Annotated in this window: 21 protein-coding genes; 11 read left to right on the top strand and 10 right to left on the bottom strand. The window is 52.0% G+C overall.

The window, feature by feature from the left end; genetic code table 11:
• Window positions 1-33 precede the first annotated feature (33 nt).
• The 3 genes from acs to dksA all read right to left on the bottom strand — a co-directional run bounded on the left by acs (window position 34) and on the right by dksA (window position 3,376).
• Window positions 34-1,971, bottom strand: coding sequence for an acetate--CoA ligase (gene acs, locus EK22_RS12450; protein ID WP_036251364.1), 1,938 nt, complete (start codon window positions 1,969-1,971; stop codon window positions 34-36).
• Window positions 1,972-2,036: 65 nt separating this feature from the next.
• Window positions 2,037-2,945 carry a tRNA glutamyl-Q(34) synthetase GluQRS gene (gluQRS, locus tag EK22_RS12445; protein WP_081917875.1) on the bottom strand — a complete coding sequence of 303 codons (909 nt, stop codon included), beginning with the start codon at window positions 2,943-2,945 and terminating at the stop codon, window positions 2,037-2,039.
• Window positions 2,942-3,376, bottom strand: a complete 435-nt coding sequence (gene dksA / locus EK22_RS12440) for an RNA polymerase-binding protein DksA (RefSeq protein ID WP_020157502.1) — start codon at window positions 3,374-3,376, stop codon at window positions 2,942-2,944. The genes gluQRS and dksA overlap by 4 nt, the downstream gene beginning before the upstream one ends.
• Window positions 3,377-3,488: 112 nt before the next feature.
• Between dksA and EK22_RS12435 the strand changes: the two genes are divergently transcribed.
• Both EK22_RS12435 and EK22_RS12430 read left to right on the top strand, forming a co-directional pair.
• A complete protein-coding gene (locus tag EK22_RS12435; RefSeq protein WP_020157501.1) occupies window positions 3,489-4,655 on the top strand; it encodes a pyridoxal phosphate-dependent aminotransferase in 1,167 nt (388 codons plus the stop codon).
• A gap of 2 nt (window positions 4,656-4,657) precedes the next feature.
• Entirely contained in the window at window positions 4,658-4,981 is a 324-nt protein-coding gene (locus EK22_RS12430; RefSeq protein WP_036251361.1) for a rhodanese-like domain-containing protein, read from the top strand.
• Here the strand turns inward: EK22_RS12430 and glp are convergent.
• Together glp and mobB are read right to left on the bottom strand one after the other, a co-directional pair.
• Window positions 4,978-6,231 (bottom strand): molybdopterin molybdotransferase MoeA, encoded by a 1,254-nt coding sequence (gene glp, locus EK22_RS12425; RefSeq protein WP_020157499.1) that lies wholly within the window; start codon window positions 6,229-6,231, stop codon window positions 4,978-4,980. The two genes, EK22_RS12430 and glp, sit on opposite strands and share 4 nt — an antisense overlap.
• Complete coding sequence (gene mobB, locus EK22_RS12420; RefSeq protein WP_020157498.1) at window positions 6,228-6,755, bottom strand: molybdopterin-guanine dinucleotide biosynthesis protein B; 528 nt, start codon at window positions 6,753-6,755, stop codon at window positions 6,228-6,230. Before mobB ends, glp begins: the two co-directional genes overlap by 4 nt.
• A gap of 109 nt (window positions 6,756-6,864) precedes the next feature.
• Here mobB and EK22_RS25510 point away from each other — a divergent pair, with 109 nt between their 5' ends.
• The 3 genes from EK22_RS25510 to rpoS are packed head-to-tail and all read left to right on the top strand — an operon-like array spanning window position 6,865 to window position 9,182.
• On the top strand, window positions 6,865-7,359 hold the full coding sequence (locus EK22_RS25510; RefSeq protein ID WP_036251358.1) for a DnaJ domain-containing protein: 495 nt from the start codon (window positions 6,865-6,867) through the stop codon (window positions 7,357-7,359).
• Window positions 7,360-7,362: 3 nt separating this feature from the next.
• Complete coding sequence (locus tag EK22_RS12410) at window positions 7,363-8,178, top strand: peptidoglycan DD-metalloendopeptidase family protein (RefSeq protein ID WP_036251356.1); 816 nt, start codon at window positions 7,363-7,365, stop codon at window positions 8,176-8,178.
• Between the two features lie 41 nt (window positions 8,179-8,219).
• Window positions 8,220-9,182 carry an RNA polymerase sigma factor RpoS gene (gene rpoS / locus EK22_RS12405; RefSeq protein WP_020157495.1) on the top strand — a complete coding sequence of 321 codons (963 nt, stop codon included), beginning with the start codon at window positions 8,220-8,222 and terminating at the stop codon, window positions 9,180-9,182.
• Here the strand turns inward: rpoS and EK22_RS12400 are convergent, their stop codons facing one another.
• From EK22_RS12400 to EK22_RS12390, 3 genes are read right to left on the bottom strand one after another with little or no spacing between them, the layout of a single operon-like run.
• Window positions 9,183-10,046 carry a carbon-nitrogen hydrolase family protein gene (locus EK22_RS12400; protein ID WP_036251354.1) on the bottom strand — a complete coding sequence of 288 codons (864 nt, stop codon included), beginning with the start codon at window positions 10,044-10,046 and terminating at the stop codon, window positions 9,183-9,185. It lies immediately after the preceding gene.
• Complete coding sequence (locus tag EK22_RS12395; RefSeq protein ID WP_036251351.1) at window positions 10,036-10,635, bottom strand: GNAT family N-acetyltransferase; 600 nt, start codon at window positions 10,633-10,635, stop codon at window positions 10,036-10,038. Before EK22_RS12395 ends, EK22_RS12400 begins: the two co-directional genes overlap by 11 nt.
• 42 nt (window positions 10,636-10,677) lie before the next feature.
• Complete coding sequence (locus tag EK22_RS12390) at window positions 10,678-11,034, bottom strand: VanZ family protein (RefSeq protein ID WP_020157492.1); 357 nt, start codon at window positions 11,032-11,034, stop codon at window positions 10,678-10,680.
• Window positions 11,035-11,051: 17 nt separating this feature from the next.
• Between EK22_RS12390 and EK22_RS12385 the strand changes: the two genes are divergently transcribed.
• Both EK22_RS12385 and EK22_RS12380 read left to right on the top strand, forming a co-directional pair.
• Window positions 11,052-11,846, top strand: coding sequence for a ferritin-like domain-containing protein (locus tag EK22_RS12385; RefSeq protein WP_020157491.1), 795 nt, complete (start codon window positions 11,052-11,054; stop codon window positions 11,844-11,846).
• 5 nt (window positions 11,847-11,851) lie between these two features.
• Entirely contained in the window at window positions 11,852-13,027 is a 1,176-nt protein-coding gene (locus EK22_RS12380; RefSeq protein ID WP_036251427.1) for an NnrS family protein, read from the top strand.
• Between the two features lie 47 nt (window positions 13,028-13,074).
• Here EK22_RS12380 and ispG read toward each other — a convergent pair whose 3' ends face one another.
• Window positions 13,075-14,292 carry a flavodoxin-dependent (E)-4-hydroxy-3-methylbut-2-enyl-diphosphate synthase gene (gene ispG, locus EK22_RS12375; RefSeq protein ID WP_020157489.1) on the bottom strand — a complete coding sequence of 406 codons (1,218 nt, stop codon included), beginning with the start codon at window positions 14,290-14,292 and terminating at the stop codon, window positions 13,075-13,077.
• A gap of 86 nt (window positions 14,293-14,378) precedes the next feature.
• On the opposite strand from ispG, the gene EK22_RS12370 reads away from it, so the two are divergent.
• From EK22_RS12370 to dnaE, 4 genes are all read left to right on the top strand, one after another.
• A complete protein-coding gene (locus EK22_RS12370) occupies window positions 14,379-15,107 on the top strand; it encodes a metallophosphoesterase (protein WP_020157488.1) in 729 nt (242 codons plus the stop codon).
• A gap of 99 nt (window positions 15,108-15,206) precedes the next feature.
• Entirely contained in the window at window positions 15,207-15,479 is a 273-nt protein-coding gene (locus EK22_RS12365; protein ID WP_020157487.1) for a SemiSWEET transporter, read from the top strand.
• A 117-nt stretch (window positions 15,480-15,596) separates the two neighbouring features.
• Complete coding sequence (gene hrpA, locus EK22_RS12360; RefSeq protein WP_036251349.1) at window positions 15,597-19,487, top strand: ATP-dependent RNA helicase HrpA; 3,891 nt, start codon at window positions 15,597-15,599, stop codon at window positions 19,485-19,487.
• An 849-nt stretch (window positions 19,488-20,336) separates the two neighbouring features.
• Window positions 20,337-23,840 (top strand): DNA polymerase III subunit alpha, encoded by a 3,504-nt coding sequence (dnaE, locus tag EK22_RS12355; RefSeq protein WP_020157485.1) that lies wholly within the window; start codon window positions 20,337-20,339, stop codon window positions 23,838-23,840.
• Window positions 23,841-23,899: 59 nt separating this feature from the next.
• Here the strand turns inward: dnaE and EK22_RS12350 are convergent, their stop codons facing one another.
• Window positions 23,900-26,167 (bottom strand): Rne/Rng family ribonuclease, encoded by a 2,268-nt coding sequence (locus EK22_RS12350; protein WP_036251347.1) that lies wholly within the window; start codon window positions 26,165-26,167, stop codon window positions 23,900-23,902.
• Window positions 26,168-26,172: the final 5 nt, after the last annotated feature.

Below are 26,172 nucleotides of genomic sequence, written 5' to 3'. Positions count from 1 at the left end.
TAATGGCTCGTGTGTTTTCCATCGGTGCCGGTCTTATTTATTGGCCCGATGATCGATAATGTCGGTAACGACGGAGGGGTCGGCCAGCGTTGACGTATCGCCCAGGCTGCTGATGTCGTTAGAGGCCACTTTGCGTAAAATGCGGCGCATGATCTTGCCCGAACGCGTTTTCGGCAGTCCCGGCGCCCATTGAATCACATCAGGATGGGCAATGGCGCCGATTTCCTGTCTGACCAATTCGATCAGTTCCTGTCTGAGTTCTTCCGTTGGTTCCACGCCGACATTTAACGTCACATAAGCATAAATGCCCTGGCCCTTGATATCGTGCGGATAACCGACCACGGCCGCTTCGGCGACGTCTTCGTGCAGCACCAGCGCGCTTTCGATTTCCGCCGTGCCCATCCGGTGACCGGAGACATTGATGACGTCGTCGACGCGGCCGGTAATCCAGTAATAGCCGTCCTGGTCGCGGCGAGCGCCGTCGCCGGCAAAGTAATAGCCGGGATAATTTTTAAAATAGGTATCGATAAAACGTTGGTGATCGCCGTAAATCGTCCGGGCCTGGCCGGGCCATGAGCGGCTGATGACCAGAATGCCTTCGGAGACGCCTTCCTGCAGGCGGCCTTCATTATCCAGAATCTCGGGCTTGACGCCGAAAAACGGCAAGGTGGCGGAGCCCGGTTTTAGTGCGATGGCGCCGGGCAGGGGTGTGATCATGATGCCCCCGGTTTCGGTTTGCCACCAGGTATCCATGATTGGGCACCGGCCATTGCCGACCACATGATAAAACCATTCCCAGGCTTCCGGATTGATCGGTTCGCCGACGCTGCCGAGAATTCTGAGGCTGCCGCGGTCGGTGCGTGTGACAAAATCGTCGCCCTGCGCCATCAGGGCGCGGATAGCGGTCGGCGCGGTATAAAAGATACTGACCTGATGCTTGTCGACGACGCGCCAGAAGCGGTCGGCTTCCGGATAAGTCGGCACGCCTTCGAACAGCAGCGTCGTGGCGCCATTGCATAAAGGGCCGTATATGCTGTAGGAGTGGCCGGTTACCCAGCCTATGTCGGCCGTGCACCAGTAAATATCGCCGTCCTGGTAATCGAAAACATATTTGTGGGTCATGGCCGCATACAGCAGGTAACCGCCGGTCGTATGCAGAACACCTTTAGGCTTGCCGGTGGAGCCTGAGGTGTACAGGATGAACAGCGGATCTTCCGCGTCCATGGATTCGGCCGGGCATTCGGGTGACGCCTCGGTCATGGCTTCGTGATACCAGAGGTCGCGGTGTTCATGCCAGTCTATGGCGGCGCCGGTATTTTTGATGACGATGACTTTTTTAAGCCCGGGGCAATGCGCGGCTGCGTTATCGACATTGACTTTCAGTGGTGTGGCCTTGCCGCCGCGGTTGCCTTCGTCGGCGCAGACCAGGTATTGGCAATTCGCATCGAGTATGCGGTCTCGCAATGCATCGGCGGAAAAACCGCCGAACACGATCGAATGCACGGCGCCGATGCGCGTACAGGCCAGCATGACGGTGGCCGCCTCGGCGATCATGGGTAGATAAATGCAGATGCGGTCACCTTTCTTGACGCCTTGCGCTTTTAAAACATTGGCAAATTTACAGACCTGCTCATGAAGCTCGCGGTAAGTGATTTTTTTATCCTGAGCCGGATCGTCGCCTTCCCAGATAATGGCTGTCTGATCGCCGCGCGTCGGCAGGTGGCGGTCCAGGCAGTTGACGCTGACGTTGAGCTTTCCGCCTTCGAACCAGCGTATATGGCCTTTAAGATAATTGTAGTCCATGACCTTATCCCAGCGCTGATTCCAGTCCAGAAACAGCTCTGCCTGCTCGGCCCAGAAAGCTTCGGGGTCATCAATAGAGCGTTGATAAAGCGTTTTGTACGTTTCGGCGGAGATATGGGCGCGAGCGGCGATTTCCGGTTTTATGTCGTAAATTTTAACGTCTGTCATGTTTTAATCCTTATCCGGCAAACGAGTGGCGACTGGTGTGAGGAGAATGAAGTACCTTAATTAATTCATCGGCTGATTGCACGTAATTTCTCCAGAGGGGTTGGGTCCCAATGCGCTATGGCCCAGTCAAGAAGTTCGATGGCTTCGACGCCCTTAAGCTCGTCCGGGGGCTGTTGCTTTAGTAAAGTCAACAGCTCAAAAATCAGTTTGTGCGGAGCCTTTAAATCAACTGCTTGAGCCAGGGTTTGCTTGCTGAGTTTATAGCCCTGGGTATCGATAATGATCGGTACATGCATGTATTGAAGGGAGGGCAGTCCCAGCTGCTGTTGCAGATAGATTTGCTTGGGCGTCGAGTCGAGCAGATCAAAGCCGCGTACGATGTGATTGATGTATTGCCTGCAATCGTCAATCACGACAGCAAACTGGTAGGCGATAATGCCGTCTTTTCTTTTCAGGATGAAATCGCCATGCTGCTCGGCCAGGTTTTGCGAGATCAGGCCTTGCAACTCATCCTGAAACGAAATGATGCGATTGTCGGTTTTGATGCGCAAGGAATGCGGTGTGCGCGGCGGAGGCATTTTATCCCGGCAGATGCCGGGATAAATATCGGGCCGCGTCTGTGCCGGATTGGCTTCGGCCAGCGTTTTTCGGCTGCAGGTGCAGGCGTAAACAAGCCGGTTTTCCATCAGCTCATGGAGCGTATCTTTGTAAACGTCGAGGTGCTGGCTTTGATAGTAAACGGTGTCATCCCAATGCAGGCCGAAAATCTCCAGCGTTTTCAGGATATGGTCTATCGAACCCTGGGCATTTCGCGGCGTGTCGAGATCGTCGATGCGCAACAGCCATTTTCCCTGTTGCGAGCGGGCTTGAAGAAAACCGGCCAGGGCCGTATATAGAGATCCAAAATGAAGGGGGCCGGTAGGTGAAGGCGCAAACCGGCCGATATAGGGTTGTTTGTCCTGAGACAGGCTCACCCCATCTGTTTTTCCCGAATTTCGTCCAGGGTTTTGCAGTCTATGCACAGGGTAGCCGTCGGCCTGGCTTCCAAGCGGCGTACGCCGATTTCGATGCCGCACGATTCGCAATAACCGTAATCACCTGATTCAATATCTTTCAGGGATTCATCAATTTTCTTGATCAGTTTCCGTTCGCGGTCGCGGGTTCTTAATTCCAGACTGAATTCCGACTCCTGGGTGGCCCGGTCATTAGGATCAGGGAAATTAGCTGCATCGTCTTGCATGTGATGTACGGTACGATCCACTTCCTGCATTAATTCAGCTTTCCAGTTTCTTAGAATGGTCTCAAAATGTTTTAATTGAGCCTCATTCATGTACTCCTCGCCTTCTTTTTCTTTGTAAGGCGTAAAACTGAAAGGTGATGCATCAGTTTTAGAACTATCGGTCATCCGTTAACTCCTAAAGACAAGATAAATAAAAAACTGCGCATTTTTAGCAGAATCATAATAAGATGGCAAGGATTATCAGCAATATTAAACATTTTAACGGGTGGTTAAGATTATGGGCAAAAGGCTGGCAGCGCGGATTCAGACTATTTCTCCGTTTTATGTCATGGAATTGTTGCGGCGCGCCAGGCAAATGGAAGGCGAAGGCAGGGATATCATTCATATGGAAATTGGCGAACCCGATTTTACTACGCCGCGGACTATCATTGAAGCTGCTGTCAAACACATTCAGACCGGGGAGATTAAGTATACGCCGGCAGCGGGCCTGCCTGAATTACGCGAAAGAATAGCCGATTTTTACCGGCTGCGTTACGGGGTATCCGTAGCGCCAGAGCGAATTTTTATCACGCCCGGCGCTTCCGGCGCTTTTCTACTGGCGCTGGGCACCAGTTTGAATCCGGGCGAAGAACTGCTGATGGCTGATCCTTGTTATCCGTGTAACCGTAATTTCGTCAAGGTGTTTGAGGGCAAAACCCGAGCCGTGCCCGTGGATTCGACCACCCGTTATCAGCTAACCGCTGAATTGATAAGAGAGAACTGGACGGAAGCGACCAAGGGCGCGTTGATTGCCTCGCCATCCAATCCAACCGGCACGGTTATCGACCCGGCGGTATTGAACTCAGCCATTCAAACCGTTGGTCAGCTGGGCGGGTGTTTTTACTCCGATGAAATTTATCATGGCCTGGTTTATGGCAGCAGAGCGCCGACGGCTCTGGTATTCAACGATGATGTGTTCGTCATCAACAGTTTTTCCAAATACTTTGGTATGACCGGCTGGCGGGTCGGATGGATGGTTGTACCTGATGAGTTTGTTGAAGCCACGGAGAAACTGGCGCAGAATATTTTTATTTCCACTCCCACGCATTCTCAATATGCCGCACTGGCCGCTTTTGACGAACGTACGCTTGACGAGCTTGAACTCAGGCGGGCGGAGTTTGCCGCTCGGCGCGATTTTCTTTACGACACGCTATTGCAAATAGGTTTTGATATCCCGAGCAAGCCGGAAGGGGCTTTTTATGTGTATGCCAATTGTGCAAAATTTACCGATGACAGCTATCAATTCGCGCTGGATTTTCTGGAGGCCGAAGGCGTGGCAGTCACACCGGGCAAGGACTTTGGCGAATATGAATCAAATCATTACATTCGTTTTGCTTATACGACTTCCATAGATAGAATGGCTATCGCCATGCAGCGTTTAGAAAGATTTATCAATAAAGGTTAACAATGTCAGTCAAACAAATTTCAGCGACAGAATTGAACAATAAAATTCAAAATGAAGAGGCTTTATTTTTGCTGGATGTCAGAGAGCCGAATGAATTTCAATTTGCCCGTATCGATAAGAGCGTGTTAATGCCGCTCAATCAAATTCCTCAAAGAATCGGTGAGTTAGACCCGCAGCAAAATATTGTTGTGATTTGCCATCACGGTGTGCGCAGCCAGCAGGCCGCAAATTATCTGGTCCATTGCGGCTTTAAAAAAATTTCCAATTTGACAGGCGGTATCGATGCCTGGTCCCGCGAGTGCGACAGCTCGGTGCCTCGCTATTAACGGTCCTGTAGCAACAGACTGAACGGTTCGACGACCACTGGCGCGCCGGCTTCCACGCCCGTGCAGTCGGCTGGTAATACGATATAGCAGTTGGCCCGGCTGATTGATCCGAGCAGATGCGAGCCCTGTTTGCCCGATGAGCTTACAAACAATTCCCCGTTGTCGTTTTGCGTCAGTATGCCGCGCTGGAACTCCTGCCTGCCTGGCGTTTTTTTCAACGGACTGGTGCAGATAGCCGTTAACCGCAAAGGTTTTGCAACAGGTTCGCCGGTCAGCTGTTGAAGTGCCGGCTTGACTAGCTGGTCAAAGGTCGCGATGACGGAGACCGGGTTGCCGGGCAGGCCGAATACATAACAGTGGCCGATTGTACCGAATATCAGCGGTTTTCCGGGCTTCATGGCAATTTTCCAGAAATTGACCTGGCCGCGGCTTGTCAATATATCTTTGATGAAATCGGCTTCGCCCACCGAAGCGCCGCCTGTGGTAATGATGACATCGTGGTTTTCGGCGGCCTCGATCAGGCTGTTTTCCAGCTTGTCACGGTCATCGGCAATCACGCCTTTATCCGTTATGCCATAGCCCGGACCGCTCAACAAGCCATTCAGTATATAGCGGTTGCTGTCATATATTTTGCCGGGTTTCAGCGTCTGGCCTATGGCCGCCAGTTCATCGCCGGTAGAAAAGAAAACAATGTTTAAGCGCCGCCTGACGGTAATCTCATGAATACCGGCGGAGGCCAGCAATCCCAGATCCGCGGCAGTCAGTTTTTTGGGGGGCGAAATCAGGCAGGCACCTTGCTGCATGTCTTCGCCGATTTCACGGACATGCCGATAAGGACGTACATGTGCCGGAAAATGAACGGTTTGTCCGTCGGCTTGCACGTGCTCTTGCATAATGACAGTATCAGCCCGCTCCGGCAATATCGCGCCGGTGAAGATCCGGATGCATTGGCCCGGTTGCATCTTTCCCTGGAATGGTCTTCCGGCCCAGGATGTGCCCGCCAGATTCAGAGAAAAAGCCTGATCCGGCACGATATCCCTGGCGGCCAGGGCGTAGCCATCCATGGCAGCGTTTCGATCATGCGGTATATTGACCGGAGAATATACCGGTTGCGCCAGCACGCGGCCCAAGGCACTTTTCAACGCCACTATTTCAGTGCCGGCGACAGGCAGCAGGGCGGCTTTAATTCTGGCCTGGGCTTCCTCGAGCGAGAGGACAGAGGTTGCGTCTTCGCTGCAGGGGTCAATCATGGGGTTTTCCTCATGACTTGGTTCAGGATAAACTCGGCAATCATTTCAGGCTGGTTGATATCGAGCCGGGCCAGATGCGGCGGCGTCTCCAGGGCGCAATCCGAGGCTATGGCGATGATGTGCGGATCATCGGGATAAAGCAGCGGTTTGTTGAGCGCGGGGCGGTGCAATTCAATTTTGGGAAAGGCTTCGGCCTTAAAGCCCTCAACCAGAATGAGATCCAGTCCGGACTGATCAAATATTTTCAGCTGATCATCGAGCCGTGGTTCTTGCTCGGGCGTGATTTCGGTAATGATGGCGCGTCGGGACTTTGATATCAGCATGACCGGCGAAGCGCCGGCTGCCCGCAAGCGGAAGCTGTCCTTGCCCGGTTTGTCTATTTCAAAATTATGATGGCTGTGTTTGATTAAACCTATGCGCAGGCCATGCAATTTAAGGATCGGGATCAATTGCGCCAGTAACGTTGTTTTGCCGGTGCCGCTAAAAGCTGCGAAACCTAGAATTGGAATTTTGGCATTCTGCATGAAATCAAATAGTCAGGCTGTTATCGTGAGAAGGCCTATTCTAAGGTATTATTCATTTAACCACTAAGAAATAGCGGTTTGATAACGGATATAAATCCCGGAGATAACATTGATTCGAATTTATCTGGTTTTATTGCTGATCATTATTTCATTTTTTGTCCTGCGTAAGTTTTTAAAAACGCCGCCCGCCCAAGCAGCCCGTTACATTAAGCTTTCCGCTCTCGGCGTTATCGGCATGTTCTTGCTTTATTTAGGCGCGACCGGTCGTTTAACCTGGCTTTTTGCGTTGTTAGGCGTCGCCATTGCCTTCATGTTCAGGTTGATGCCGGTGCTGCTGCATTATGCCCCTCAAATGCACAGGTTATGGGCCGAGTTTAATGCCGCCAGGCAAGGCACATCGCAACGCCAGCGGCCTTCAAGCGCTCCCGGGAGAATGTCGATTGAGGAGGCCTATGAAGTGCTGGGCCTGAAAATGGGGGCCTCCAAGCAGGAAATCATCGCCGCTCACCGCAAATTGATGCAGAAACTGCACCCCGATCGGGGCGGTTCCGATTACCTGGCGGCGAAAATAAACCAGGCAAAAAAGATTTTGCTGGCCCGATAACGCATGCATTCCCGTCGTACCCGGCCGATTCATATCGTAAAACTGATGCTGGTGTCTTTATTGAGCGCCTGTTCGGAATATGAAAATTTTGCGCCGGTTAAATCCCATGGTATCGATTCTTCTGAAAACCAGACCAAGTCCGCGGCAAGCAAGGCCGAGGCGAAAGCTAAGGTAAAATCCATCCCCGCCGGCACAAATTACTATGTGGTACAAAAGGGCGATACGCTGTATTCGATCGGCTTGCGTTCCGGCCATGGCTATCAACGTCTGGCGCGCTGGAATTACTTGGTGCCGCCCTATACCATACTGGTTGGCCAAAAACTAAAGCTATTCAATTCCGGTCAGGTAGATAAGGTGCCGGTTGAAAAGGTGTCGAATAAGAAACCTGTCAAAAAAACAGGACGTAGTTCACAAAAAAAGCCTATTTTTTCAAACGATAAGAAAATAGTGTTAAAGTTGAACTGGCAGTGGCCGATTGAGGGAAGGATCATAAGGAACTTTACTCAGTCGGGTAACAAAGGAATTGATATCAATGGAAAAACAGGACAGAAAGTCAGTGCTGCCGAAGCTGGAAAAGTTGTGTATAGCGGAAAGGGCCTGATTGGCTATGGTAATCTACTGATTATCAAGCACAATGAAATGTACTTAAGTGCTTATGCCAATAATAGCCGTTTGCTGGTTTCGGAAGGACAAGCCATAAAAAAAGGCCAGGCTATCGCCTATGTCGGAAAAACCGGAGCCGAGCAAGCTTCGCTGCATTTTGAAATAAGAAAAAATGGAAAATCCGTAAATCCATTAAATTATTTACCAAAAAAATAATGGTACTTCGGCTTAGGTCGACTAGCCAAAAAGGGGGGTATATGCAGGAAGAAATGTGTGATGTATTGGACGACGAAATCTGTATAGCATTTGAAGACGAGCTGGAGGCAGATCCAGTGCTTGACGAGGTCATGGGGAATGAAGAATCCATTTCCATGGAGGCTCATAATGATAATAGTTTCGATGCGACGCGATTCTATTTGAATGAACTGGGTAAATCGCAATTACTGACCGCGGATCAAGAAAAATACTATGGAAAGAAAGCGTTGCGGGGGGATGAACAAGCCCGCAATATCATGATCGAAAGCAATTTGCGCCTTGTGGTCAAAATCTCCCGTCGCTATCTGAATAGAGGTTTGCCGTTACTGGACTTGATAGAGGAAGGTAATCTGGGGCTAATCCGAGCCGTTGAGAAATTTGATCCTGACAGAGGCTTCAGATTCTCAACATACGCCACCTGGTGGATCCGGCAGACCATCGAGCGGGCCATCATGAATCAGACTCGCACGATCCGCTTGCCGATTCATATCGTTAAGGAAATGAATGTTTACCTCAAGGCACAGCATCATTTGACTCAGGTGATGGATCATGAACCGAGAGCCGAGGATATTGCCGAGCACCTCGACAAGCCGGTCAGTCTGGTTAAAAAAATGCTCAAACTCAATGAGCGGGTGACTTCGGTGGACATGCCTTACGGTAAGGATTTCGATAAACCTTTGGTGGAATCGATTTCAGATGCCGAAAGCCTGTCGCCGACCGAAAAATTACAGGAAGACGGCATCAAGCAGAATATTGCCCATTGGGTGTTCCAGCTGCCCGAAAAGCAGCGTGAGGTGATCTGTCGCCGGTACGGCCTTTGCGGCTATGAAAACGCAACTCTTGAGCAGGTCGCTCAAGAGCTGGGCGTGACACGGGAGCGGGTCAGACAAATTCAAATGGATTCCTTGAAAAGGCTGAAAGAAATCCTGGAATTAAACGGCTATTCTTTCGAAGCGATTTTTTAATCAGCTGAATGCTTTTTGCGATGGCCAGTCCCGGTAATTAAAGACTTGACCTTGTTGCCGGACGGTCTCGCAGGCATTGAGAGAAATATCAGCCATGACCCATTGGGGTTTGTTGAGTTCACCGATGGCCAGAATGCCATTATCAGGGAAACCACGGTCCACGGGAGTATAAACTGCCGCCGCGCCGATATTGACATCGACCGCCTCGGACCAGGGCGCCTCGCCTACTGTCGGGGATTGCACGACATAGCACTGATTTTCCAGGGCTCTTGCCTGGCAGCCGATTTTGACTCGATGGTAGCCGGCAAGCGTGTCCGTGCAGCTGGGCACCAGTATCAGATTGGCTCCGGCTTCGACCTGTTTACGCGCCAGCATCGGAAATTCGCTGTCATAACAGACATTGATCGCGATTTTTCCGTACTCGGTATCGAAACACTTTAGCTCTTCGCCGCTATTGATCAACCATTGCTCGTTTTCGAAGCGAGTCATCATCAATTTGTCCTGGTAATCGAACCGGCCGTCGGGCATGAACAGATAAGCCCGGTTGCGATAAGCGCCTGATTCGATTCTCACCGGAAAAGTACCGGACTGGATATAGCAGCCATGCTTTTGGGCCAATGTCCGAAACAGGCCGATATAATCGTCCAGCAAGGATTGCATGGATGCCAATTGCTTGTTGAGCGATGAATAGATCTCCTTTGAAAACAGCGATGCCAGTTCCATGCTGCCATACTCGGGGAAGAGCAGAATCTTCGCGCCTTGCCCGGCGGCTTCGGCCACCCAGCGCTCAATCTTGGCTTGATAATTCCGCCAGTTCTCCAGAAAACTGATGTCGTATTGGGCGGTAGCGATCTTAACTTTCATGTTTCAGCCAGAATGTCATCGGTTTAGGGGTTTCTTCGACGTCGTCCAGATCCTTCCATCTGTAGGTCGTCGTTAATTCCGGATGTTTGACATAGCCGCGTTTGTTCCAGAATTTATCAAGCGGCACATGATCGGCCGGACGGCGGGGATGGTCGGCCGGCCGTTCCACGCAGCAAAAACAGATATGCTTGTAGCCGCCGAGTTCCCGTGCATGCGCCTCCCTTTCCTCGAAAAAGCGCACGCCGATGCCGAGGCCGCGATAATTCTTGTTCAGCACTGATTCACTGCAATAGAACACTTCGTCCAGATTGTAGCCATGCTCGATAAACGGTTTTTTAAGTTCATCCGTTTCGTATTTCATCGGAATCGCGGTAGATGCACCGACCACTTTATCGCCGTCAAATGCGATCACGATGACGCTCTCCGGGCAGTTGATATAAGTCTGCAGGTACTTTTCTTCATATTCGTAAGTACCGTCATACAAATAGGGGAAATCCCGAAACACTTCAATTCTTAACCGGGCCAGTTCGGGAATATAGCGTTCCAGGGCTTTGCCGCTACATCTTTCAATGCGAATGTTTTTAGACATGGAAATATAAACGTGGATAAAAAATCAATATTTTAGCCGAACTCATGTCAGTATGCGTAGTTTATAGAGTAAAAATATAGCCATGGCCGCGCCAGTGGTATCGGCGATCCAGTCCACGATGTCCGACGTTCGACCTTTGACAAAAGACTGATGCCACTCGTCGTGTAGGCCGTACAAACTGCAGAAGGCAACTACCAGAACAGCCAGTATAATAGGGTGCCCGACCCAGTGTCTGAGGCTGCGCCATGCCAGCAGGGACATGACGAAATAGGCGACGGCATGATGGAGCTTATCCTGATGGGCAAACCACTGGGGCGTGTGCAGAGAGGGGCGATCGGACAGCCAGTAAATAAGCAGGCAATACGCCACCAACAAAGTGAAATCTAAAATTTTAATCATTCTTTCGCTGCCATTTAATGAGAAACATATTTGAGTTTGCCGAAGCATGCTTGCATCGGACCAATATTGACGAAAAGTTAATGCTTACGCATGAAGCCTGGCAATTATTACAAGCAGGACGATTAAGTGTCAGCCCGGACCGGCCGGTGTTGCCTATAGCCAATGTAAAATTTCCGGAACGGCCGCGTTTGCTGGCGCCACGCAATATGCCACAACGAAAATTGACTAATGCCGATGGCATTATGGCTTTTTTTCATGCCATCGCGCATGTCGAATTCGTCGCTATTTATCTGGCCTGGGATATGCTTTATCGTTTCCGTGGCTTGCCGGAACAATTCTATCAGGACTGGCTGCGCGTTGCCGATGAGGAGGCGCAACACTTCGCGTTGATTCGGGCTCATCTCCGGGACATGCGCATCGATTACGGCGATCTGCCGGCGCATAGCGGCCTATGGGAGCATGCCACGGATACGGCCGATAATTTACTGGCCAGACTGGCCATGGTCCCTCGCTGCATGGAAGCGCGCGGCTTGGATGTCACCCCGGCCATCATCGAAAAGTTCAATAAAATGGGGGATGACAACAGCGTGGCGATTTTAACGCGGATTCTAACTGATGAAGTGGGGCATGTGCGGTTGGGTTCTTACTGGTTCAAGTTTGTCTGCCGGCAACAGGGCTTTGAACCCGAGGCGAAATATCGGGAATTAATCGGTCAATACTATAAAGGTGGCAAACCAAAAGGCCCATTTAACCGAGAAATGCGTATAATTGCGGGTTTCTCGAATGCTGAACTGGACTGGTTGGAAAATTGATCAACATGAAATCACCTGCTATCTTCGATTATCCCCTGTTTGCCTTGGGATTTAGGGCTTTCTTCGGCTTGGCCGGTTTATCGGCGCTGCTTCTGATCGTGCTCTGGAATGCCATTTTCAAAGGCGAATTAACGCTGGATAATTATTTTGCTAACACTTATTGGCATGCGCATGAAATGCTGCTCGGTTATTCCGTCGCCGTGATTGCCGGGTTTTTATTGACGGCCGTCAGAAACTGGACAGGCCGGCCGACATCGACCGGCGACCAATTGGCCGGCTTGTGTCTGTTGTGGCTATACGGGCGCATCGTGCCGTTTTATGCCGGCCTGTTGCCGGATGCGTTAATTGCCTTGATCGATTTTTCCTTTCTGCCGGCTCTCGCGTACCAGGTCAGCAAGCCGATCCTGCAGGTTGGGCAATACAGGAACCTGATTTTTATCGGGCTTTTGCTGCTGTTGACGCTGGGTAACGGCTTGATGCATGCGGAGGTTCTTGGTCTGATGAGCGGCAGTGCATGGCTGGGTATTCAGATAGTCGTCGCGACTATCATTATCATGATTCTGGTTATTGCCGGCCGCGTTTTTCCTTTTTTCACGGAGCGAGGCTTGCCGGGAACGTTGGCTTTAAGAAATCCGGTAATGGATGCGCTGTCGATTGGGATGGCGGCGCTGGTATTCGGCTTGCAGTTGTTTAATATTTCGGGCGCGGTATTGGCATCGACAGCAGTGCTGGCCGCGGTTATCAACATTGCCAGGGTATCGGGCTGGTACGTGCGGCGCATCTGGTATGTGCCGTTATTGTGGGTGCTTTATATAGGTTATGGCTGGATTATTTTAGGCTTTGTGCTGATGGCGTTTTCCGCTTACGGGCTGGTTGCGTCGACTTTGGCCTTGCACGCCTTTACCGTCGGTGGCATCGGGGTATTGACGTTGGGTATGATGGCGCGGGTATCGCTAGGTCATACCGGCCGGGCGCTTCGCGTTTCCAATGCCATGGCGATCGGATTTGTGCTAATCAATCTGGCGGCCTTGTTCAGGGTTTTATTGCCGATAGCATTGCCGGATTGGTACGGCATCCTGGTGTACGCATCGACGCTAGCCTGGCTGGCGGCGTTTTCGCTGTTCGTATTCGTTTACGCACCGATCCTGACTACGGCCCGGATCGACGGTCAGGAAGGTTGATTAATGACACCGGCTGAACCTATTATTCAGCCGGTGAACGACGCGTCTCAGGCGCTGTAATGCGATTCGATGTAACGTTGCACTATTTCCTGAAATTCTTCAGCAATCCGGTCGCCTTTCAGGGTGACTGTCTTTACGCCGTCCTCATAAACAGGCGCTACCGGTGATTCGCCGGTGCCGGGCAGGCTGATGCCGATATTGGCGTTCTTGCTTTCGCCGGGACCGTTGACCACGCAGCCCATGACCGCGACTTCCATGGTTTCAACGCCCGGGTATTGATTGCGCCAGACCGGCATGCTTTCCCGCAGGTAGGTTTGAATTTCCAGCGCCAGCTTCTGAAAATAATCGCTGGTGGTGCGGCCGCAGCCGGGGCAGGAAATGACCAGCGGCGTAAACGAGCGAAAGCCCATCGTCTGCAGGATCTCCTGGGCGACAATGACTTCCTGGGTTCTTGCCGAGCCGGGCTCAGGTGTCAGGGAGATGCGAATGGTATCGCCGATACCCTGCTGCATCAGCACCGATAACGCGGCGGACGAAGAGACGATGCCTTTCGAGCCCATGCCGGCTTCGGTCAGGCCCAGATGCAGGGCGTAATCGCAGCGTTTGGACAGTTCCTGATAGATGCTGATCAATTCCTGCACATTGCTGATTTTACAGGACAGGATGATTTTGTCTTTGCCAAGGCCGAGTTCTTCGGCCTTGGCCGCGCTTTCCAGTGCCGAGATGATGATCGCTTCGCGAGTGATGGCCGGCAATTCTTCCGGATTCGGTTTGTTTCTGTTTTCATCCAGCAAGCGGGTAAGGACCGATTGGTCGAGACTGCCGCCGTTGACGCCGATGCGGACCGGTTTGTTGTAGCGGCAGGCAAACTCGATCATTTGCTGGAATTGCGGGTCGCGGCTTTTTCCGCGGCCGACGTTGCCGGGATTGATGCGGTATTTGCTTAATGCTTCAGCGCAGTCCGGGTACTTTTCCAGTAATTTGTGGCCGTTGAAATGGAAATCCCCGATAAGCGGTACGTCACAGCCTTTCCGGTCCAGTTGATTGCGAATTTCAGCGACGGCTTTAGCCGCTTCTTCTGAATTAACCGTAATGCGGACCAGTTCGGAACCCGCCGTGGCCAGTTCGATAATTTGATTAACGGTAGAGGAAACATCGGCCGTATCGGTATTGGTCATCGATTGAACCACAATAGGCGCGCCGCCGCCGACTTTAACATTGCCGATTAAAACTTGCTTGGTGATTTTTCTAGGGCTAATAGACATATAAAATCTTTATGGAAAAGGTTACGGTTATCTGAAAGAATAACCGTAAATTATACTCTTATACAGGATATTGAGCAGATTAAATCGTGAGGATAAATTATTTTTCTGATATACATTTGGAATTCGGGGCATTACGAGCGCCGGTTAATGATGCCGATATTATCATTGCCGCGGGGGATATCGGAGTTTATACGCAAGGCCTGGAATGGCTGAAATCCTTCAAAAAACCGGTGATTTACATTGCCGGTAATCATGAATTTTATGGTCATGATCATCAGGAAACGCTGCAAATGCTTAAAGAGCAATGCCAGGGCAGCAACGTGCAGTTTCTCGAGAATAACCGGCTTTTATTTCAGGGCGTGCGTTTTTTAGGCTGTACAATGTGGACCGATCTGTTTGTCGAAGGTGAGGAAAAAGCAGGGCTTTTAGGCGAAACGCTCAACGATTTCAGGAAAATCAGGTTTACTGAAAAACCATTTGACAGCACCGTTTTTACGCAATTGCATCAAAAGTCCAGAACCTGGCTGGAGCGCGAATTAGCCAAGCCGTTTTCAGGCAAAACCGTTATCATAACGCATCATGCGCCGTCCCAATGGAGTTGGAATGATTCACCGAATGCCGTGAGAAAACTGGCTTATTGCAATGACTTAAAGCCCTTATTGTATGAATACGAGATTGCCGCCTGGATTCATGGGCACGTTCACAGTACGTCGGATTATCGAATAGCCGACGCCAGAATATTATGTAACCCCAGAGGTTATGCCGGAAAAAAAACGGTGCCGGATTTTGATTTGAACAGGACCGTGGTTATTTAAAACCGCCCGATAGAGTGGGCTGTTATCCGGTCACGCATTGCCAAATACGGCGCGCCAGAAATTTATAGAGAACCTGACATCAATTAGAGAACCACATCGATGATAGTGATGCCTGAAATTATTGGCTATATTGCTGCAACACTGACTACGGCTTCATTTTTGCCGCAGGCCATTTTGACGATAAGAACCAGAGACACGGAGTCGCTGTCTTTGAGCATGTACAGTATCTTTACGTTAGGCGTGCTGTGCTGGCTCATCTACGGCGTTTATATTGCCGACTCGGCTATCATATTCGCTAACGCGATAACGCTGCTGCTGGCCGCCTCGATACTGTCCTTCAAGATCTACAATACGGTCTGCAAGAAAAGTTAAGTCCTTGTTTCTGTTTTGCCAATGCTTGCGGCCGCCCCGGGCCGCGTTCTGTTTGTTGTTGAAATTCAAAACACGGCAGATATCATATAATAGCTTTATTTGCCTTGATTGCTCTGGATGTCCACTCTCGATCTGATTAAACAACTCATCTCCCGATTACCTCAGTGCCTGAGCCAGGACAGGCATGGATTCAAGCGGCAACTGGACCGGTTGCGCAGTGACTGCCAGAAAGGCAAGGACCCGCTTGAACCCGTTAGTGCGCTGAAAAACCGTATTGACAGATCAATAGCCCTGAGCAACAAGCGACTGGCCAGTATTCCGGCGATCAATTTTCCCGATCTGCCGGTCACGGGCAAGAAAGACGATATCGCCGAGTTGATCAAAGCCAATCAGGTTGTGATCGTCTGCGGCGAAACCGGCTCGGGCAAGACCACGCAATTGCCGAAGATCTGCCTGTCGATCGGGCGCGGCGCTTCCGGCTTTATCGGCCACACGCAGCCCCGGCGCATTGCCGCGCGCACCGTCGCCGACCGGATCGCCGAAGAGCTGGGCGAGCCGATCGGCAAATCCGTCGGCTACAAGGTCCGTTTCAACGACAAGACCCATGCCGAGTCATTGGTCAAGCTCATGACCGACGGTATTTTGCTGGCCGAATCGCAAAACGATCCCTACCTGACTCAATACGATACGATCATCATCGACGAAGCGCACGAGCGCAGCCTGAACATCGATTTCCTGTTGGGCTACATGAAATGGCTGTTGCCCAAGCGCCCCGATCTGAAACTGGTCATTACCTCGGCCACGATCGATCCGCAGCGTTTCGCCAACCATTTCAACAATGCGCCGATCATCGAAGTATCGGGGCGTACCTATCCGGTCGAGATTCGCTACCGCCCGATCGAGCAGCGGGAAGAGGATGATGAAACCAGCGACGATCTGCAGCAGGCCATCCTCGATGCCGTCGATGAACTGCAGCGCGATATCCGCGGCGATATCTTGATCTTCCTGAGCGGCGAGCGCGAAATCCGCGAGACGGCCGATTCACTGAAAAAGCATCATCCGACCCAGTATGAAATCCTGCCGCTGTATTCGAAGCTCAGCGTCAGCGAACAGGAGCGCGTGTTCAAGCCCAAAGGCGGCAAGATCCGCATCGTGCTGGCGACCAATGTCGCCGAAACGTCGCTGACCGTGCCGGGTATCCGCTCTGTGATCGACACCGGCCATGCCCGCATCAGCCGTTACAGCCACCGCAGCAAGATCCAGCGCCTGCCGATAGAGAAAGTCTCGCAGGCCAGCGCCAACCAGCGCGCGGGCCGTTGCGGCCGTGTCGCCGAGGGTATCTGTATCCGGCTGTACTCGAAGGACGATTATCTGGCTCGGCCCCTGTTCACTGAGCCGGAAATCATGCGCACAAACCTGTCGTCGGTCATTCTGCAGATGACGTCGCTGAATCTGGGCGATATCGAGAAGTTCCCGTTCATCGAGCCGCCTGAAGACAAAATGATCCGCGACGGCAAGAATGCGCTGCATGAAGTCAACGCGCTCGACAAGCAGGGCAAGCTGACCGAGATCGGCAGGCAACTGGCCAAATTCCCGACCGACCCGAAACTGGCGCGCATGCTGATCGCGGCCGAAAAGCAGCATTGTCTGACCGAAGTGGCCATTATCGTGTCGGCCCTCAGCATTCAGGACCCGCGCGAAAAGCCGGCCGATAAAATGCATCAGGCCGAAGCCAAGCACGCGGCCTTTCGCAAGGAGGATTCGGACTTTCTGACGATCCTGAATATCTGGAATACCTTCGAAGAGCAGAAGAAGCATTTGTCCAATAATAAATTGCGCAAATACTGCACCGAGAACTTCCTGTCCTACATTCGCATGCGCGAATGGTACGACATCCATGCGCAGATCATGCAGGTGATCAAGGGCGAACTGAAAATGAAGCCGAATATGGTCGAAGCCAGCTATGAGGAAATTCATCGCGCGTTATTGCCGGGACTGTTGTCGAATATCGGTTTCCGCCACGAGCAATACGAATATCTGGGCGCCAGAGGCCTCAAGTTCTTCATTTTTCCCGGTTCGGGCCTGCATAAAGCCCGGCCGAAGTGGATCATGGCGGCCGAGCAGGTCGAAACCAGCAAGGTCTACGCGCGCAATGTCGCCAAAATCGAGCCGGAATGGATAGAGCAGTGCGCCGGGCATCTGATCAAGCGTAACTATTACGATCCGCACTGGGAAAAGAAAGCCGGGCGCAGCGCCGTCTATGAGCGTACCCTGTTGTTCGGCCTGACCTTGCAGGCCGGCCGCAAAGTGCCGTACGAGCGCGTCGACCCCAAGGCCGCGCGCGAGATCTTTATCCGCTCGGCATTGGTCGACCAGGATTACCATAGCAATGCGCCGTTCTTTGTCGCCAACCAGAAACTGCTCGAAGAGGTCGGTTACATCCAGCATAAGGGCCGCCGCGTCGATCTGATCGAGGATGAAGAATGGCTGTATCAGTTCTACGACAAGAAGCTGCCGCCCGATATCGTCAGCGGCATTGCGCTCGATCAATGGCGTAAAACCGTCGAACGGGAGAATCCGAAAATCCTGTTTCTGACCCGGGAGGACCTGACCCGCGGGCAGGACAATCAGGTCAGCGAGTGGGATTTTCCCGACAGTAAAAAAGTGGGCAACCTGACGATTGCGCTGCAATACCGGTTTGAGCCGGGTCATGACGAAGACGGCGTCACGGCCGTCATCCCCGTGCATCAGCTGAATCAGGTTTCGCAGGCGCCTTTCGACTGGCTGGTGCCGGGTATGCTGGAAGAAAAACTGGTCGCATTGATCAAATCGCTGCCTAAAAACCTGAGAAAACATTTCGTGCCGGTGCCGGAAACCGTCAAGCAGTGCCTTGAAATCGAGCCCGATTTTAAAGGCTCGCTGTATGAGTGGCTGAGTACCCGGCTCAGAAAGCTGACTGGCGAAGCGATACCGCTCAATGCCTGGAATTCGGACATGTTGCCCGAGCACCTGAAAATGAATTTCAGAGTCATCGATGAGGAAGGCAAACTGCTCGACTACGGCCGCGATCTGAAAAAATTGCAAGGCAAGTACACGCAGACGGCCGGCGAAAGCTTCGATCAGCTGGCCGCCGACGAACTGAATTATACCGGCTGCATACAATGGGCATTCGACGATCTGCCCGAGACCTGGCAATTCATGCAGAAAGGGCAGGCATTTGTCGGCTATCCGGCCATTGTCGATGAAGGCGATGCCGTCGGCGTACGCATTTTCGACACCGAGTCAAAAGCCGCGCGCCAGCACCAGGCAGGGCTCATGCGCCTGTTCCAGCTTTATCTGCGCAAGGAGTGCACTTATGTCGTCAAAAACCTGCCCAAGTCCGCGGCTGCGGAGTTAACTTATAACCAGTTGCCCAAGCATCCGATCGTAGAGGCAGAGGCGGCGGCTTCCTATAAAGACGATATGCTCTATCTGATCCTGTACACGGCATTTGTCGAAGGCAGGACGATACGCGCACAGCAGGCTTTCGAGCAAAGCTTAACACAGCACAAGGGCGAGCTGGTCGGATTTGGCAATGAGGCCGGCAAAATCGTTATGGAGATCATGGAGTTGTACGGTGCTGTCAAAGCACAGCTAAAACGCTTCAACGCCAATGATCCGATGGTTCAGGATATCAATGAGCAATTGCGGTTTATGATCTATGCGGGCTTTGTCCGTCAAACGCCGTTCCAGCAGCTTAAAGCCATGCCCCGCTATCTAAAGGCAATTCTCTATCGCATCGATAAACGTGATAACAGTGCGCAAAAGCTGCAGGAGATCAGCCGCTACTGGACGCGTTACTGGAAAGACGTCGAGAAGAAAGCCAAGAAAGAACCCGTCATTCCGGAGCAGGATAATTACCGCTGGATGCTGGAAGAATTCAGGGTTTCGCTGTTTGCGCAGCAGCTCAAGACGGCTTATCCCGTTTCAGCAAAACGTATGGACAAAGCTTGGGATGAACGAGGGTAAAACCTGCCGATGATGAAAATGGTTTGGACTCAACATTAGTTGCCCACAGGCTGAATCAATGACTTAGAGCTTGCGCTTATCTAGATTTCAACATGTTTGGAATTGGCCTGTAAGTTATTGATAACAATAAAATTAGCGGATTGTTTTATTTTTGTACAATTTAACAAAACTGTAATAAAAACGGTAATTAAGCGACAAATAAAACAATCAATCCACAGAGTTATCCACAGGTTTTGTGAATAACTGGAAAAGCGGTCGACCGGATGTTGACTGACGGAGTTTCGCCCAGGAAAGGCCGCATCCGCCCATCTTACCTGAGACGCTGTAATAAAACCGAATTCACTTTATACAGAGCACCGCTTGATCAGCATCAGCATGGTTTTGAGTCAATATTAGTTGCCCACAGGCTGAATCAATGACTTAGCGCGTGCCTGTCTAGGCACCAGCATATGGGGAATTGATCTGTAAGTCATTGATAAAAATAAGATTACCGCATTGTTTTATTTTTATACAATTTAACAAAACTGTAATAAAAACGGTAATTAAGCGACAAATAAAACAATCAATCCACAGAGTTATCCACAGGTTTTGTGAATAACTCTGCAGTATGCTCGGTGCGGCTATTTTGTCCGGTTGTTGCTGAAACTGAAGGCTTCCATAGGCCCGAAAGTGTATAATACCCGGCTGCAAAAAGGCATGCCTGCCGCCGGCTTTAAGTCAGCTAAACAACTTCGCGCATTTCGTGGTAACAAAAAATGATGTTCTGCTGTTCAAGATTTTTGTCTGTCTAGCCTCGCTTTACGGCTTTGACATACTTTCTACTTACACCTGATTCTGACAAAACCATCCATGCAACCTGCATTTGTTCATTTAAGGCTCCATACCGAATTTTCCCTGGTTGACGGCATCGTCAAAATCAAGCCATTGGTCAAGCGTCTGGCCGAATTGAACATGCCGGCCGCCGCTGTGACCGAACACACCAATCTGTTCTCGCTGGTCAAATTTTATAAGGCGGCGCTGGGGCAGGGAATCAAACCGATTGCAGGTTCGGACGTACTGATATTCAATCCGGAAGAGCCTGCCACGCCTTACCGGCTGACCTTGCTGGTCAACAATCACGCAGGCTACATCACGTTGACCGAACTCATTTCCAAAGCCTATCAGGAAGGGCAGCACCAGGGCGTGCCGATGCTGAGACAGGAGTGGATAGAAGCCAATCATGCCGGCTTGATTGCCTTGTCGGGAGCCATGAGCGGCGACATCGGCAAGGCCTTGCTGGCGGAAAACAAGGATCTGGCCAGACGCTTGGCCGAGCAATGGAGAGCGTTGTTCGACCAGTGCTTTTATCTGGAATTGCAGCGCGTCGGCAAGCCCGATGAGGAGCGTTACATCGCCGCGGCCGTCGAGCTGGCTCTGGCCGCCGATCTGCCGGTCGTGGCGACCAATGACGTCAGATTCATACACCCGGAGGATTTCGAGGCACATGAAGTCAGGGTCTGCATCAACCAGGGGCGCGTGCTCGATGATGCCCGCCGGCCTCGGGATTATACCGATCAGCAATACCTGCGCAGCAGTGAGGAAATGCAGGCGCTGTTTGCCGATATTCCCGAGGCGCTGGAAAACACGGTCGAAATCGCCAAGCGCTGCAATTTGCAGCTGACGCTGGGCAAGAACTTTTTGCCCGATTTTCCGGTACCGGCCGGCGTATCGCTGGGCGATCATCTGATCGATTCAGCCAAGAAGGGATTGGAGGAACGCCTGGTGCAATACCCGGCCGTCGGCAAGGGCACGGATGAGGAAAACCGCCAGGTCTATTACGACCGCCTGGACATTGAGCTGAAGGTGATCGTCCAGATGGGGTTCCCTGGCTATTTCATGATCGTTGCCGATTTTATCCAGTGGGCGAAAAACAATCAGATTCCGGTCGGGCCGGGTCGTGGATCGGGGGCCGGCTCATTGGTGGCGTACGCGCTTAAAATCACCGACCTCGATCCCATTGAGTTCGATCTGCTGTTCGAGCGTTTCTTGAATCCGGAACGTATCTCCATGCCCGACTTCGACGTCGATTTCTGCATGGACCGGCGCGATGAGGTGATCGATTACGTGGCGCGTCATTACGGCCGCGATCACGTCGCGCAGATCATTACCTACGGTTCGATGGCGGCCAAGGCGGTTATCCGCGATGTCGGGCGCGTGCTGGGCTTTTCCTACGGCTTCGTCGACCGGTTGGCCAAGCTGATCCCATTCGAGATCGGCATGACGCTGGAAAAGGCGCTGAAAGACAGCCCCGACCTGAAGCAGTTGTACGACACAGAAGAAGAAGTCAAAACGCTGATCGACATGGCGCGCGCCCTGGAAGGAACATCCAGAAACGCGGGCAAGCACGCGGGCGGCGTGGTGATCTCGCCGACCAAGCTGACCGATTTTACGCCGCTGTATTGCGAGCAGGGCGGCGGCAATCTGGTCACGCAGTTTGACAAGGATGACGTGGAAGCGGTTGGTCTGGTTAAGTTCGACTTTCTGGGGTTGCGCACGCTGACGATTATCGACTGGGCGCTGCAGACGATTAATCAGAAGAAACAGCAGGCCGGCGAACCGTTGGTCGATATCACGACCATTCCGAGGGATGATTCGGCATCCTACGAGTTGTTGAAAAATGCCCAGACGACGGCCGTGTTCCAGCTCGAATCCCGAGGTATGAAAGAGCTGATCAAGAAGCTCAAGCCGGACTGTTTCGACGACATTATCGCGCTGGTGGCGCTGTTTAGGCCGGGACCTCTGGAATCGGGCATGGTGGACGATTACATCAACGTCAAGCACGGAGCCAAGGCCGAATACGCGCATCCCTTGCTGATACCGATCCTGAAGCCGACCAACGGCGTTATCCTGTATCAGGAGCAGGTGATGCAGATTGCGCGGGAAATGGCGCAATACACTCTGGGCGGCGCCGATATGCTGCGGCGCGCGATGGGTAAGAAAAAGCCCGAAGAGATGGCCAAGCAGCGCGAAGTGTTCACGCAGGGCGCCGTCGCTAACCAGATCGACGAAAGTATCGCAACCTATATCTTCGATTTGATGGAAAAATTCGCCGGTTACGGTTTCAACAAATCGCACTCGGCCGCCTATGCGCTGGTGGCGTATCAGACGGCCTGGCTGAAAGCGCATTACCCGGCTGCTTTCATGGCGGCGGTATTGTCCTCGGATATGGACAATACCGACAAGGTGGTGGTGCTGATCGAAGAATGCCGGCAGATGAAGCTGACCATCTGTCCGCCTAACATCAACGTGTCCAATTTCCGTTTTACCGTCAACGACAAGGGGCACATCGTCTACGGTATCGGCGCCATCAAGGGCGTCGGCCAGGCGGCCATTGACGATATGCTGAAGGAACGGGACGAAAACGGCCCGTTTACCGGCCTGTATGATCTATGCAAGCGCGTCGATTTAAGAAAAGTCAATCGGCGCGTGCTGGAAGCGCTGATTCGCGCCGGGGCGTTCGATGAGTTCGACGATAACCGGGCCGGCCATCTGGCAGAACTGTCCACGGCTTTAAGAGTGGCCGAGCAGCACGGCAAAATGGCGCAAACGGGTCAGAATGATCTATTCGGTTTGATGGTCAATGCCGAGGATAATGTCGAGGAAACCGAAGCTTATTCCACCACTGTCGAGCCATGGTCCGAAAAGGATCGGCTGGCTGCGGAAAAATTAACCCTGGGTCTGTTCCTGACAGGGCATCCGATTGATCAGTATGAGTCGGAATTGAGGGAGTTCACGCATGGGAAAATAGCCAGTCTGGTTGAGAAAGTCGAACGTTCCGGTTCCCAGCGAGGCATGAGAGGCAAGATGGAGGCGCGTGTCGCCGGGTTGGTCGTGGAAATCAGAACCCGTCAGACCAAGCAGGGGAAAATGATGGGCTTTGCGACGCTTGACGACAGGTCCGGCCGGCTCGAAATTGCCGCGTTTAATGATATTTACGAAAAATACCGCGATATTTTTGCGCGCGATACGCTGCTGGTTGCCGAAGGCCCGTTGGCGATTGATGATTATCTGGGAACATTGCGCCTGACAGTAGAAAAACTTTACAGCATGGATCAGGCCAGGGATGCCTTCGCCAGAGGGATTCAGCTAACATGGCAGGCAGAGGAAAATGATGGCGTCTTCATCCGAAGCTTAGGAGAGGTATTGACGCCTTTCAAGGGCGGCGCCTGTCCGGTGCTGATCAATTATAGATCACGTTATGCTCAGTCGACGCTGCGCCTCGGTGACGAATGGCGCGTGCAGGCAACGGATGAACTGCTTTTGCGCCTGAAGCGGTTGCAATGCGCTAGCGCGGTAGAGGTGAAATACAGATAGTATCTGCCGTGGAGCTTCAATGTTTAAGCTCCACGGCAGCGTAATATTGCTGGAATGAATTAAGAGTCGGTTCCGGACTCTTGCGTTACGGGTTTGGCCGGTTTTGCCGCCGGTTCAGCGGCCGGTTTCGGAGTCTCTGAAACCGGTTTAGCGGGATTTTCAGCATTATGCGTTTGAGATTCGGGACGCTCTGCTTTCTCGTTTCTCTCGGCAAAGTCATGATCATAAGGCCGCGACTCGCTTTTGGCTTCTTTAGGCATCTCGTCTGAAGAGGCACTGGCGTCGCCATTGCCATTGGATTCAGGTCGTTTGTAGTTAGGATTGCGCGGCCTTCTGCGATTAGGGCCTCTCCTGCTTCTGCCATTGGATGGCTTTTGCGGTTGCTGTTCCGGCGTAGTGGCCTCAACGGGCTGGTCTGCGATTTCCGGTTCGGCGACAGACTCGCTGTTAACCGGTTCAATTTTTGTCTCAACCGAGGGCGGTGCGGTATCGGGACCGCGCTTGCCGTTTCTGCCTTGTCCAGCGCGTCCATTCCGGGTGGGACGGGGCGCGCGCCTGGCGTCACGGCTTCTACTTGGCTGGGCTTCGTCGGAACCTCTGGTTTTTTCAGGGGCTGCCGTTGAGGTTTCTTTTTTCTCGGGTTCTATGCCTGGACCAATCAGTTTATACCAGAAGCGCTTGATCAGGCTGGCGGACGAATTTTTGTTTTGCATCGGAGCGGGTGAGTCCGGCAGGAATTCTTTAATCGCCGCCCGCTCAACCTTTGGCTTCAATTGCTGGGCAAATTCCGGAATCGTGATTTCTTCTTCTTTTATCTGCTGATAGCTGGGTTTTTCTTCGGGGGCATCTTTTTCCTTGATCCGCTCGATGTCATAAGCCGGTGTTTCCAGATGTTTGCTGGGCAGAATCACAATGCCGACTTTCAGTCTCGATTCAACTTGCTCAATGGCATGGCGTTTTTCGTTCAGCAGAAATGTGGCGCACTCGATCGGCAGGTGAGCGATGACTTTTTCCGTGCCTTTTTTCATGGCTTCTTCTTCAAGAATACGCAGCACGGACAGCGCTACCGATTCCACATTGCGGATAGTGCCTTGGCCTTTACAGCGGGGGCAGGGCAGTTGCGTGGAATCGCCCAGAGATGGGCGCATTCTCTGCCGGGACATTTCCAACAGGCCAAAGCGCGAGATACGGCTGGTCTGAATCCGCGCACGATCAATTTTCAGCGCATCGCGCAGACGGTTTTCTACTAATCTCTGATTTTTATTCGACATCATGTCGATGAAGTCGATGACGAACAGACCGCCCAGGTCGCGCAATCTGAGCTGGCGGGCAATTTCATCAGCCGCCTCGAGGTTGGTGTTGAGCGCGGTTTCTTCAATATCGCTGCCCTTGGTGGCGCGCGCCGAGTTGATATCGATAGAGGTCAGGGCTTCGGTATGGTCGATTACCAGCGAGCCCCCGGAAGGTAAAGGTACTTCGCGGCCGTAGGCCATTTCGATCTGCGATTCGATCTGATAGCGGCTGAATAAGGGGACAGAGTCCTGATACAGTTTCGCTTTCGGCAAAAAGTGCGGCATGACCTGTTTCAGGAACTTCTGCACCAGCTTGAACGAGGATTCGTTGTCTATCAGGATTTCGTCAATATTGCCGCGCAAATGATCACGCAATGCGCGAATGATGACATTGCTTTCCTGGAATACCAGAAACGGCGCCGTTTGTTCGCCGGAAGTACGTTCTATGGCCTCCCATAACTGCAACAGGTAATTTAAATCCCATTGCAGCTCTTCGGCATTTTTGCCGCACCCGGCCGTACGTACGATCAGGCCCATGCCATCCGGAATGTCCAGCGCCGCCATGACTTCGCGCAGTTCGCTGCGGGTATCGCCTTCAATGCGGCGCGAAATGCCGCCGGCTTTCGGATTATTGGGCATCAGTACCAGATAGGTGCCGGCCAGACTGATATAGGTTGTCAGGGCGGCGCCTTTATTGCCGCGTTCTTCTTTTTCAATCTGAACCAGAATTTCCTGGCCTTCTTTAATCAAGTCTTTAATGGCTGGGCGGCGACCTTCGGTTTCCGCGCCGTCGCGGGGTTGTCGGTAGGCGGGAGAAATTTCCTTAAAGGGTAAAAAGCCGTGTTTTTCAGCGCCGTAATTAACAAATACTGCTTCGAGGCTGGGTTCTACTCGAGTAATGATACCTTTGTAAATATTGGACTTTTTTTGTTCTTTAGAAGGAACTTCTATGTCAAAATCATAGAGTTTTTGACCGTCTACCAAAGCAACTCGCAGTTCTTCTGCCTGCGTGGCATTGATAAGCATTCTTTTCATTCAAT

The sequence above is a fragment of the Methylobacter sp. BBA5.1 genome (assembly GCF_000746145.1).
Lineage (GTDB): Bacteria > Pseudomonadota > Gammaproteobacteria > Methylococcales > Methylomonadaceae > Methylobacter > Methylobacter marinus.
Note: the sequence above shows the minus strand (reverse complement) of the source record. Positions and strands in the feature narration are given on the sequence as shown.